The following is an 11,913-nucleotide window of genomic DNA, read 5'->3' as shown; positions in this document are numbered from 1 at the left end:
TAAAGGCAGGGTTGAATATGAAACAGACAATTGGAAAACAAAGCATTGAATTAAAGAAAGAGGTATACGTACTGAGCGGTGCTTCCATTGTGGGCAGTAAAGAGAAGGAAGGGCCGCTTGGCCTGTGTTTTGACTGCGCAAAAGAAGACCCCATGCTTGGGATGAACAGCTGGGAAGAGGCTGAGAGCACGCTCCAGAAAGAGGCGGCGCAACTTGCGGTTCAAAAGGCCGGGATGCAGAACAGCCAGATACGCATGATTTTTGCTGGGGACCTGCTGGCACAGTCGATTGCCTCAAGTTTTGGGATCGTCACTCTCGGGATACCGCTGTACGGTCTGTACGGGGCCTGCTCCACTATGGGGGAGGCTCTGTCTCTTGGCTCGATGGCGGTGGCGGGAGAATATGCAGATTACGTGCTGGCACTTACATCGAGTCATTTCGGAAGTGCAGAGAAAGAATTTCGCTTTCCGCTTGAGTACGGGAATCAGAGGCCTCTTTCAGCAGCCTGGACGGTCACGGGAAGCGGCGCATGCGTACTTGGCACAAAAAGAAGCAGGGTAAAGATAACGGGGATCACGACAGGTAAGATCGTTGATTATGGACTTAAGGACTCACAAAACATGGGAGCCTGCATGGCGCCGGCGGCATGCGATACCATATTCTGTAATCTGAAGGACTTTATCAGAAAACCGGAAGACTATGATCATATCATAACAGGAGATCTCGGATATGTCGGACAGAGAATCCTGCTGGATCTGCTGAAAGAAAAAGGGTGTGATATCCACAGGCAGCATCTGGACTGCGGCATGCTTATCTATGATCAGGAGAATCAGGATACACATGCGGGAGGGAGCGGCTGTGGCTGTGCTGCCACTGTGTTTGCTTCTTATATTTTGCCGAGACTTGAGAGCGGTGAGTGGAAGCGGATTCTGTTTGTTCCGACAGGAGCATTGCTGTCTAAAGTCAGTTTTTATGAAGGGCAAAGTGTTCCTGGTATCGCGCACGGTGTTGTACTGGAACATGTAGAAGCGTAAAGGAGGCCAAAAGATGGATTATATCAATGCATTTTGGGTAGGGGGGCTGATCTGTGCACTTGTACAGATTTTGCTGGACCGTACAAAGCTGATGCCCGGCCGTATCATGGTACTGCTCGTGTGCACCGGGGCATTTCTGGGAGCCATAGGCGTATATGGACCGTTTCAGGAATTTGCCGGCGGAGGGGCGAGTGTACCGCTCCTCGGATTTGGCAATGTGCTTTGGAAAGGGATTAAAGAAGCCGTGGATGCGGACGGGTTTATAGGATTATTTATGGGTGGCTTTAAGGCAGGAGCGGTGGGAACATCGGCCGCCCTGATCTTTGGATATCTGGTCAGTCTGGTGTGCAAACCCAAAATGAAGTCTTAAATATGATGCAGCCGGCTTGTCCGGTTGCATTTTTTATAAAGAGTATGGTATGATAACCGAAAAGAGCCGGGATTGTGACGGTATACGAAAAGAAGAAGAGAGGACATGATATTGCAGCAGGAGCTTTCCAGAACAGAGGTTTTAATAGGGAGCGAAGGGATACGGCAGCTTAGCAGGGTGAAAGTAGCTGTCTTTGGCCTGGGGGGAGTCGGGTCATACGTTGTTGAGGCTTTGGCGAGGTGCGGGATTGGATCGCTGACTTTGGTAGATCACGATGTGATTTCTGTGACCAACATGAACCGTCAGCTGTTTGCACTGCATTCGACGATCGGAAAATTTAAAACAGAGGTGGCGAAAGACAGGGTGCGTGATATAGATCCTGATATGCTGGTGCATACATATCAGACGTTCTATAATGAAGAGACCGCCGGACTGTTTGATCTTCAGTCGTTTGACTACGTTGTCGATGCGATTGATACGGTAACGTCTAAGCTTTTATTGATTGAAAATGCGAAAAAAGCGGGAACGCCGATTATATGTTCTATGGGAACGGGCAATAAACTGGATCCGGGACGATTTGAGATTACAGATATTTCTAAGACCAGTGTCTGCCCGCTGGCCAAAGTGATGCGCCAGGAACTTCGAAAACGCAGAATTAAAAAGGTGAAGGTTCTTTATTCCAAAGAGGTTCCCGTGAAGAGAAGAGCAGATACGGATGAGAGGAAAGGCAATACGACACATCCTGTCCCGGGAAGTATATCATTTGTTCCGTCGGCGGCAGGGCTGATACTGGCAGGTGAAGTCATTCGCGATTTACTGAGTCAAAAAAGCATAAAATAACAGTACTGAAGATAAAGTATATAGAGGACAGCGGAGAATAAAAAACAGTGGAAGGCAGAGGAAACGATTTGAAGGAATCGATATATGAAAAATTATGTGCGGTTGTCGGTGAGGATTTTGTGCAGCAGGAGGAGCCCATGAAAAATCATACGACATTCCGTATCGGAGGACCGGCAGATTATTTTGTAAGTCCGCGGAATGCCGGGCAGACAGCTGATGTACTGAGGCTGTGCAGGGATGAGAAGATACCCGGCTGCATTATTGGAAATGGAAGCAACCTTCTCGTCAGTGATGACGGGTATCGGGGAGTGATTATTCAGCTCTATAGAAATATGAGTGGCATTACGGTTGAAGGTATACGGATCAGGGCTCAGGCGGGGGCTCTTCTCTCGCAGATTGGCAGCAGGGCGCTGGAGCACGGACTTACCGGCATGGAATTTGCCGCGGGGATACCGGGGACAGCCGGCGGTGCGGTTGTAATGAATGCGGGTGCTTATGGCGGTGAGATGAAAGATATCCTTGCGGAAGTAACCGTACTGAAACAGGATGGGGAGATCCTTGTGATACCGGCAGACAGGCTGGAACTGGGGTATCGCACCAGCATCATTAAAAGAGAACATTATATTGTTTTGGAAGCTGTGTTTGAACTTGAAAAGGGTGATATTTCCGCAATCCGTGAGAGGATGGATGAGCTGAAAAGACAGAGGTGTGAGAAACAGCCGCTTGAATTTCCGAGTGCGGGAAGCACGTTTAAGAGACCACAGGGATATTTTGCAGGCAAACTGATCATGGATGCCGGGCTCCGGGGGTACCGTGTCGGAGGCGCCATGATATCGGAAAAACATTGTGGATTCGTCGTAAATGTGCAGGATGCTACGGCGCGGGACGTACGAAATCTGATGGAACATGTGAGAAAAGAAGTAAAAGCACGGTTTGGAGTGGAATTGGAACCGGAAGTTAAGTTTTTGGGAGAATTTCATTAAAAGAGGAGAGCGTATGCGCTTTGTGATTGTGACCGGTATGTCGGGGGCTGGTAAAAGTACGGCATTGAAAATGCTGGAGGATGCAGGATATTTTTGTGTGGATAACCTTCCGATCGCGCTTATGGAAAAATTTGCACAATTTGCTGTAGAGAGTGTTCCGGATGGAATACAAAAGGTTGCATTGGGGGTGGATATCCGCAGCGGAGAATCACTTGATGCACTGGAAAAGATACTGGAAAATATGGCGATGAATCATCTGAACTATGAAATTCTGTATCTGGATGCAGATGATGATGTCCTGATCAAAAGGTATAAGGAGACGCGCCGCAGCCATCCTTTGGCGGGCACCGGGCGTGTGGAGACGGGGATCAGCAGAGAACGCAGCAAACTGCAGTTTCTCAAGACTCACGCAGATTATATACTGGATACGAGCAGGTTGCTTACAAGAGAACTGAAAGCTGAGCTTGATAAGATATTTGTAAGGGATCAGAAATTTAAAAGCCTGATGATCACGATCCTGTCATTTGGATTTAAATATGGGATACCGGAAGATGCTGATCTCGTATTCGATGTACGGTTTCTTCCGAATCCGTATTATCTGGAGGAACTGCGGCCTTTAAGCGGGAATGATGCACCGGTGAAGGATTATGTGCTGGGATTTGAAGTCGCGGTACAGTTTCTGAAAAAGCTTGATGACATGATAAGATTTCTGATTCCGAATTATATAGTAGAAGGAAAAAATCAGCTGGTCATCGCTGTGGGATGTACCGGCGGAAAACACCGTTCTGTAACACTGGCAAACGAGTTGTTTTACCGGCTGTCAGGCGAAGAGGAATACGGGCTGAAAATAGAGCACCGGGACATAGGAAAGGATATTGTGACAAAGCCTCTGTGAACGTGGTGCGGCATTTGGAAAGAGGGTAGAACATGTCTTTTTCGGGGGATGTAAAGGAAGAATTATCAAAACAATTCAATGCGGCGAGGCATTGCCAGATTGCTGAGATCGCGGCCATCATCAGCATGTGCGGCGAAGTTCTGATCTCGGAGGAAGACCGGTATTCAATAAAAATACATACGGAAAATGTAGCTGTTGCGAGAAAATGCTTTACAATCTTGAAAAAAGGATTTAAGATAGATACTGAAATTGTGATTCGGCGCAATCAGTATTTGAAGAAAAGTAATGTATATCTGCTTACGGTATCATCGCATGAAGAGTCGGTTCGGCTTTTGAAAGCCGCGAAATTTTTGGGCGGAGACGGTATGCCGGCGGAAGATATTGCGCTCGTCAATCATCTGGTAGTACAGCGGAACTGCTGTAAAAGGGCATTTGTAAGAGGTGCATTTCTGGCATCCGGCTCATTGAGTGCGCCTGAAAAGTTTTATCATCTGGAAATCGTATGTACAGCTATGGACAGGGCGGCACAGCTTCAGGAGATCATCATGAGCCTTGGGATTGAGGCAAAGATTGTGAGTCGCAAGAAATATTATGTTGTTTATATAAAGGAGGGTGCCCAGATTGTTGACTTCCTAGGCTTGATGGAAGCAAATGTTTCCCTGATGAATCTGGAAAACATCAGGATTCTGAAAGAGATGCGGAATAACGTAAATCGAAAAGTGAACTGTGAAACTGCGAATATCAATAAAACAGTTTCCGCAGCTGTTAAACAGATAGAAGATATTGAATATATCCGGGATACGGCAGGGCTTAACAGCCTGGCAGAGGGTCTGGAGGAAATAGCGGTTTTGAGATTAGAATATCCGGAGGCAACCCTGAAAGAGCTTGGTACGATGCTGACACCTGAGGTTGGAAAATCCGGGGTGAACCACAGGCTGAGAAAATTAAGTGAGATTGCTTCTAAGCTTAAGGAGAACAAGGAGGAGTTTTATTATGATTAAGAAACCAATTACGATTCAGCTGGCGAATGGACTGGAAGCTCGTCCCGTGGCGATGCTTGTTCAGGTTGCAAGCCAATTTGAAAGTGAGATTCAAATTGAGAGCGGAGTGCGAAAAGTTAACGCGAAGAGCATCATGGGAATGATGACTCTGGGGCTGTCAACGGGGGAAAGTGTCGTTGTATATGCAAACGGCAAAGACGAAGAGGAAGCAATTCAGGGAATTGAGAAGTATCTGTCATCCCGTAAATAACAGATATAAAATGAGAATTTAAAGAAGGCACCGAAAGCTGTGAACACACAGTCTTTTGATGCCTTCTTTTTACTGTGATGGAACTTCTGCTTTGTGTTACGCTTATGCGCGGAGGCCGCGCTGAGCAGAGTTTTTGATTTTCTGAAAAAGATATGGGTATAAGGCGATGACCCAGAAAACAACGATCAGATAGCGCAGTATGCTTCCATAGAAAGAATCACCAAGAAGGGGTTTTAGCCCCTGCTGGAACGCGAGAGTGGTCAGGAGACCGACTGAAAACTGCAGCAGCCTTTCCCTGAAGGTGTCCGGGTAAGTGAATTTGATCCAGCGTCTTTCCACAAAGAAACCGGCTGCGAAGCCCAGGCCGGCTCCGCCGGCTTTAAAGCAATCAGCAGCTTCGGAGGCCGGGAGAACTCCTGTATGGTATAAGGTAAAATTGTAAATGATAAGTATACAGGATACAAGGATCATCAGCAGGCTGACGGTGAGATCGTATCTTGTACTGTCAAGCAGAGGGCGCCCGTATTTCCATACAAGTGCTGAGATTGCAAATGTTACAGCCATCGAAACCAGGACGTCTTTTGGAGTGTGCACACCAAGATAAAGCCTGGAAAAACCGATCAGTACAATCATGGAAAAATACAGGAACCGGGTCACGGTTTTTTTTGAGGAAAAACCAAGTGTTGAAAACAGAGCAGTACCGCTCTGGGTATGGCCGCTTGGGAATGAATAGCCTGTCGCAGCGGGAACGGCGGATTTTACAGGAGAAAAGTCCGGGTCCAGCACCCAGGGCCGCGGTATCCGGAAAGTAACTTTCAGTCCCTGGATGGTAAGTCCGGAGAGAAAGTAGGTGAACCCAAGCGTGTAAGCCAGATTTTTATCACGTCCCCAGTAATACCAGCAAATGACTGCCACGACAAATGTTTCCTGTGCGAACAGAGTGATAAACTGAAAAAGCGCATCGAGCGGCAGCGTGCGGTGTTCAGCCAGTAATCGTAAGAAATCCATATGTTAAATACTCCTTTTATAGTTATATCTATATTATATTGTCAATGCAGAGGAAGAATACGGAACCAGTATGTATAGAGGGGTTCGTATCCGAAGGAACGGTAAAGCATTTCGGCCGGTTTGTTGCCGGAGACTACCTGAAGATAGGAGCGTGATGCGCCCTGCTTTATTCCCTCGTGTAAAATTGCACTGCAGATTGCGCGGGCATATCCGCGCCCCCGGCAGGCAGGATGGACGTGAATGGCATACAGGCCGATAAATTCCCGGTCCATGATGCCGAGTCCGGTTGCGGCGATTTTTCCGTCTGTGATAATTGATGCGGCAATCGTATCTTTGGGTATTGCGCGGTACATCGAGGGGACGATCTGGCGGTGTGTTGCATTGGTGGTGCCTTTTAATTCGAACAGTCCGCTGATCCACCGGGGTGATATCGTCTGCTCTAAAATAACCTCGGAAACGTTACGGCAGGGACTGAACTGTTTTAGGTCCAGTGTCATGACGTCTGTTGTATGCTCTGTTGTATAACCGCGGCGTTCCAGTTCTCTGTCGAAGATCCTGTCTACGAGGGGGCTTATTTTAAATATGGAAGGGGTTCCCCACTTTCGGTAGACCTGCTCACAGTATTCGATTTTATCATCAATGGGAATGGTGGAAAGGCCAATCTGTTCCACACTGTTTGTACGGTGTGTATAAAAATAGGAAAACCGAAGCAGCCAGCCGTCGTATATCTGTATCTGGTGTGAAGGCCAGGCATTTAATGAGAGGTCTTCGATGGTTTTGATGTCAGAATTCATAATAGATATTACCTCCAATTGAAGCTATTATAATTCATAATCATGTGTGGGGCAAGGTGCTTTCGGGCGGGAATGGCTGTCCGGGGTGTGCGGAAGCAAATATTTTATATATTTTTTTGTGTACAGATTCCAAATCTGATGTTAGAATAAAAAGTAATGGGAATTTAAATACAAGGAGAGAATAAGAATGGCAAGATTTTTAAAATGGATTGTAAACATTATTCTGCTGCTTTCCATTGTGGTTGCGGGAGCTCTGCTGATTCCGCCTCTGGCAGGGGTGACGACAGTAATCATCGATGAAGTGGATATGGATACGAACCTTGGCAAAGGATCCGTGACTTATGCGATAGATGATAAAGTTACAGAACTTGAAATTGGTGACGATGTACTTGTGTCTGAAAGTGACAGCAATTATGTATATCGTGTCAAAAGCATAGATACCAGTGATGGCGCATGTGTGCTCGAAGACACAAAAAATCCGAATTCAGAGCCGGTTACGAAAACATTTCGTTCAAATGTACCGAAAGTGGTCTTGAGCGTTCCGTTTATCGGATATATTTCGATGGCGATGAAAAGTACGGAAGGGTTGATCATCATAGGTCTGGCTGTTGTGTTTGTCGTGATTCTTTTTGTTCTGGCAGAACTCTGGCGTCCTGATGACGACGAGGAAGACGAGGATGATGAGGATGCTGAGGAGGAGTATGAAACAGAACGGCCGGTGAGACGTCCGGTTCATGTCGATATGTCCTCGCAGATCATGGAAGAGGCCAGCAATGCGATCGCGTCAGCCGTATCAAGTGTTGTTGAGCAGGAAAGACTTCAGGGCGGGAGGTCAGAGACACCGTACGCTGAGGAAAATATACTGGCAGATGCCTTTGAGACGGAAGAGCTGGAAATCATTCCGGAAGAGCCTGAGTTTAAGCCTGAGGCAGAACCGGTAGAAGAAGCGGAAGATGTCCTTGAGATAGAGCAGCTTCTGCGGCAGGAGGAGGCACTTGTGTCAGGTGGTCATGGCGGGGACGTTCAGGAGTCCGGTACTGAGCCGGAAGCAGATGATGATCTTCGCGTTCTGCTGCAGGAATTTGAAACGACTGATGAAGGAGATCTGTGGGAGGAACCGGAGGAGGAAGAGTCAGCGGAGACTGCAGAATCGGCAGAAGAAGAGGCTGAGGAAACAGAAGAGCCGGAAACAGAAGAAGAACAGATGGAAGAAAAGACACTTGCCATGCCTGTCTGCACAGCGGAAGAATTGCTGAGAAGAGCAAAAGAAGAAGGTGAGGAGCCGGGTGTGGTAAAAGATGAAGACAGCGGTGTGACGATTCTTGACTATTCGGATTTGCTTTAATCGAAACATGAAAAAAAATCTAGAAAATGAAAAAAACCCCTTGCATTTGCGAGGGGTTTCGTTTATAATGATTCATGTTGTGACATTGATAGCTGTGAAGCGCGAGGTTGCTGCAGAAACTGCAGGTTTTCCGTGGAGCGAATGTCAAGTTAGAAAACTGGCGACAAGTCACTGTACAAGTTAAAAAAGTCCATGGTAAGAATGGAATGCCGCGTGTGATTTTAGGACACACCCGGGGATGTGTACAGTCACCGCTTGTCGTACTCGAAAAGTGCGAAAAGGAGGCGACTTTTTTTATGGCAAGTCAAGTAATGAGAATCACATTGAAAGCTTATGATCATCAGCTGGTTGATGCATCTGCAAGCAAAATTATCGAAACTGTAAAAAAGAATGGAGCAGTAGTGAGTGGACCGGTCCCACTTCCGACTAAGAAAGAGGTAGTTACAATTCTTAGAGCGGTTCATAAGTACAAAGATTCCAGAGAACAGTTTGAGCAGAGAACTCATAAAAGACTGATCGATATCGTTACACCGACCCAGAGAACGGTTGATGCATTATCCAGACTGGAAATGCCGGCAGGTGTATACATTGATATCAAAATGAAAAACAAAAAATAATGAAATGAAGTAAATTATCCTACAGGTTAATATAATGATTACATCGTGTATTGACTTTCTGTCTAGGATGATTGCACAACACAGTGTAATCCGCTGTAGATTAAGCAGGAGGTAAAGAAATGAAGAAAGCGATTTTAGCAACAAAGATCGGTATGACACAGATCTTCAACGAAGATGGAGTATTAACTCCGGTAACTGTGCTGCAGGCTGGACCTTGTGTGGTAACACAGGTAAAAACTGTCGACAATGACGGATACAGTGCAGTACAGGTTGGTTATGTTGACAAGAGAGAAAAACTTGTGAATAAACCAATGAAAGGACAGTTTGAAAAAGCAGGCGTTTCGTATAAGAGATTCGTCAGAGAGTTTAAACTCGATGATGCGGAAAGTTTTGAATTAGGACAGGAAATCAAGGCTGATATCTTTGAAGCAGGTGACAAAGTTGATGCGACAGCAATTTCCAAAGGTAAAGGCTTTCAGGGTGCCATCAAGAGACATGGACAGTCCAGAGGACCTATGACTCATGGTTCCAAATATCACCGTCATGCAGGTTCCAACGGTGCTGCGTCCGATCCGAGTAAAGTATTCAAGGGTAAGAAAATGCCGGGTCAGATGGGGAACAAGAAAATTACGATCCAGAACCTGGAGATCGTAAGCGTAGATGCAGAGAACAACCTGCTGCTGGTAAAAGGTGCTGTACCAGGACCTAAAAAATCTTTGGTAACGATTAAAGAAACCGTTAAAACTATAAAATAATTTTTTTGTAGGAAACACCTAAAGGTGTACCATGATGCCATGCGGCAGACATGAGGAAAGGAGGAACACACAGATGGCAAACGTATCTGTTTATAATATGGAAGGCAATGAAGTTGGCACAATGGAGCTGAACGATGCAGTGTTCGGTGTTAATGTGAATGAACACCTCGTGCATATGGCTGTTGTACGTCAGCTTGCAAATAATCGTCAGGGAACACAGAAAGCAAAAACACGCTCTGAAGTCAGAGGCGGTGGAAGAAAGCCATGGAGACAGAAAGGTACCGGTCACGCAAGACAGGGTTCAACGAGATCTCCACAGTGGACAGGCGGCGGTGTTGTATTTGCTCCGACTCCAAGAGACTACTCTTTCAAAATGAATAAAAAAGAGAGAAGACTGGCTCTGAAGTCCGCACTTACATCTCGTGTGCAGGAAAACAAACTGATTGTACTGGATGATCTGAAACTGGATGCAATCAAAACAAAGGATATGAAAAAGGTTCTCGATAACCTGAAAGTAAATAAAGCATTAGTTGTTTTGAATGGTGATAACAATAATATTACGCTGTCCGCAAGAAATATTCCGGATGTGATGACGGCTTCCACAAACACAATTAATGTTTACGATATCTTAAAATACAACACAGTGATCGTGACGAAAGCTGCTGTTGCTTCAATTGAGGAGGTGTACGCATAATGGCTAACATTCAATATTATGATGTAATCCTTAAACCAGTCGTAACGGAAAAAAGTATGAATGCAATGGGAGAAAAGAAATATACATTCCTTGTTCACCCGGAAGCAAACAAGACTATGATTAAAGAAGCAGTTGAAAAAATGTTCGAAGGAACAGAAGTAAAGAGCGTTAACACCATGAACATGGATGGTAAGAAAAAACGCCGCGGCATGAAAGTCGGAAGAACTGCCAAAACGAAAAAAGCAATTGTTGCTCTGACAGCAGACAGCAAAGACATTGAGATTTTCGAGGGGCTGTAGACTAAGCCCGAGCACTTAATGAGCACAAGTCGACAGACGCAGGGTGAATTTAGTGCGAAGCTTGTTTGAAAGAACTTAGTGAATCGAACTTCCTCAGCAAGCATAGATTGCACAGTCACACATGTGACAACTTATACGCAGGTAAAGCGTGATAATAAACATCGAAAGGAGAAACAACAATGGGAATTAAGACATTTAACCCATATACACCTTCCAGAAGACATATGACCGGTTCTGATTTCTCTGAAATCACAAAGACAGCACCGGAAAAATCTCTGGTAGTGTCCCTGAAGAAGAATTCTGGCCGTAACAACCAGGGTAAAATTACTGTGAGACACCGCGGAGGCGGAAGCAGAAGAAAATATAGGATCATCGATTTCAAGAGAAGAAAAGATGATGTTGCAGCAAAAGTAATCGGTATCGAGTACGATCCGAACAGAACAGCAAATATCGCACTGATCTGCTATGAGGACGGCGAAAAAGCATACATCCTGGCTCCGGAAGGGCTCAAGGTTGGCATGAAGATTATGAACGGACCTCACGCAGAAGTAAGACCGGGCAATTGCCTGCCTCTTATTGACATTCCTGTTGGTACCATGGTACACAACATTGAATTATATCCTGGCAAGGGTGGACAGTTAGTTCGTTCCGCTGGAAACGGCGCTCAGTTAATGGCTAAAGAAGGTAAATACGCTACCTTGAGATTACCATCTGGTGAGATGAGAATGGTTCCGATTGTCTGCAGAGCATCCATCGGTGTTGTTGGAAATGGTGATCATAACCTGATCAACATCGGTAAAGCAGGGCGTAAACGTAACATGGGAATCCGTCCTACCGTACGTGGTTCTGTTATGAACCCGAATGACCATCCACACGGTGGTGGTGAAGGTAAGACCGGTATCGGCCGTCCGGGTCCGTGTACTCCATGGGGTAAACCTGCTCTTGGTCTGAAGACAAGAAAGAAACATAAACAGTCAAACAAATATATTGTAAGAAGAAGAGATGGTAAAGCATTAGCTAAATAAGGA

At 45.8% G+C, this 11,913-nt stretch carries 15 protein-coding genes; 13 read left to right on the top strand and 2 right to left on the bottom strand.

The annotated features are described in order from the left end of the window. Positions 1-17: 17 nt before the first annotated feature. From spoVAD to MCG98_RS17010, 7 genes are all read left to right on the top strand, one after another. Positions 18-1,034, top strand: a complete 1,017-nt coding sequence (gene spoVAD / locus MCG98_RS17040) for a stage V sporulation protein AD (RefSeq protein WP_240303046.1) — start codon at positions 18-20, stop codon at positions 1,032-1,034. Positions 1,035-1,047: 13 nt separating this feature from the next. Continuing rightward, positions 1,048-1,404, top strand: coding sequence for a SpoVA/SpoVAEb family sporulation membrane protein (locus tag MCG98_RS17035; RefSeq protein ID WP_240303045.1), 357 nt, complete (start codon positions 1,048-1,050; stop codon positions 1,402-1,404). A gap of 111 nt (positions 1,405-1,515) precedes the next feature. After that, entirely contained in the window at positions 1,516-2,244 is a 729-nt protein-coding gene (locus MCG98_RS17030; RefSeq protein ID WP_240303474.1) for a tRNA threonylcarbamoyladenosine dehydratase, read from the top strand. Positions 2,245-2,312: 68 nt separating this feature from the next. Next, the gene (gene murB / locus MCG98_RS17025) at positions 2,313-3,227 is read left to right on the top strand and encodes a UDP-N-acetylmuramate dehydrogenase (protein ID WP_240303044.1); all 915 of its coding nucleotides are present in this window, start codon (positions 2,313-2,315) and stop codon (positions 3,225-3,227) included. A gap of 13 nt (positions 3,228-3,240) precedes the next feature. After that, positions 3,241-4,122, top strand: coding sequence for an RNase adapter RapZ (gene rapZ, locus MCG98_RS17020; RefSeq protein WP_240303043.1), 882 nt, complete (start codon positions 3,241-3,243; stop codon positions 4,120-4,122). Between the two features lie 32 nt (positions 4,123-4,154). Further along, entirely contained in the window at positions 4,155-5,123 is a 969-nt protein-coding gene (gene whiA, locus MCG98_RS17015) for a DNA-binding protein WhiA (RefSeq protein WP_240303042.1), read from the top strand. Then, positions 5,116-5,373 carry an HPr family phosphocarrier protein gene (locus MCG98_RS17010; protein WP_240303041.1) on the top strand — a complete coding sequence of 86 codons (258 nt, stop codon included), beginning with the start codon at positions 5,116-5,118 and terminating at the stop codon, positions 5,371-5,373. The genes whiA and MCG98_RS17010 overlap by 8 nt, the downstream gene beginning before the upstream one ends. Before the next feature lie 102 nt (positions 5,374-5,475). Here MCG98_RS17010 and MCG98_RS17005 read toward each other — a convergent pair whose 3' ends face one another. Beyond that, positions 5,476-6,381, bottom strand: coding sequence for a phosphatase PAP2 family protein (locus MCG98_RS17005; RefSeq protein ID WP_240303040.1), 906 nt, complete (start codon positions 6,379-6,381; stop codon positions 5,476-5,478). Between the two features lie 41 nt (positions 6,382-6,422). Continuing rightward, positions 6,423-7,175: a GNAT family N-acetyltransferase gene (locus MCG98_RS17000; protein ID WP_240303039.1), complete on the bottom strand. Its 753-nt coding sequence runs from the start codon at positions 7,173-7,175 to the stop codon at positions 6,423-6,425. Positions 7,176-7,362: 187 nt separating this feature from the next. On the opposite strand from MCG98_RS17000, the gene MCG98_RS16995 reads away from it, so the two are divergent. The 6 genes from MCG98_RS16995 to rplB all read left to right on the top strand — a co-directional run bounded on the left by MCG98_RS16995 (position 7,363) and on the right by rplB (position 11,910). After that, a complete protein-coding gene (locus MCG98_RS16995) occupies positions 7,363-8,520 on the top strand; it encodes a hypothetical protein (protein ID WP_240303038.1) in 1,158 nt (385 codons plus the stop codon). A 296-nt stretch (positions 8,521-8,816) separates the two neighbouring features. Next, entirely contained in the window at positions 8,817-9,137 is a 321-nt protein-coding gene (rpsJ, locus tag MCG98_RS16990) for a 30S ribosomal protein S10 (protein ID WP_240303037.1), read from the top strand. Between the two features lie 119 nt (positions 9,138-9,256). Next, a complete protein-coding gene (gene rplC, locus MCG98_RS16985) occupies positions 9,257-9,892 on the top strand; it encodes a 50S ribosomal protein L3 (RefSeq protein ID WP_028528644.1) in 636 nt (211 codons plus the stop codon). Between the two features lie 73 nt (positions 9,893-9,965). Then, entirely contained in the window at positions 9,966-10,586 is a 621-nt protein-coding gene (rplD, locus tag MCG98_RS16980; protein WP_240303036.1) for a 50S ribosomal protein L4, read from the top strand. After that, positions 10,586-10,885: a 50S ribosomal protein L23 gene (rplW, locus tag MCG98_RS16975; protein ID WP_028528642.1), complete on the top strand. Its 300-nt coding sequence runs from the start codon at positions 10,586-10,588 to the stop codon at positions 10,883-10,885. Before rplD ends, rplW begins: the two co-directional genes overlap by 1 nt. A gap of 179 nt (positions 10,886-11,064) precedes the next feature. Continuing rightward, positions 11,065-11,910 (top strand): 50S ribosomal protein L2, encoded by an 846-nt coding sequence (gene rplB, locus MCG98_RS16970; RefSeq protein ID WP_240303035.1) that lies wholly within the window; start codon positions 11,065-11,067, stop codon positions 11,908-11,910. The last annotated feature ends 3 nt before the right edge of the window (positions 11,911-11,913 follow it).

This window comes from Ruminococcus sp. OA3 (genome assembly GCF_022440845.1).
Lineage (GTDB): Bacteria > Bacillota > Clostridia > Lachnospirales > Lachnospiraceae > Ruminococcus_G.
Note: the sequence above shows the minus strand (reverse complement) of the source record. Positions and strands in the feature narration are given on the sequence as shown.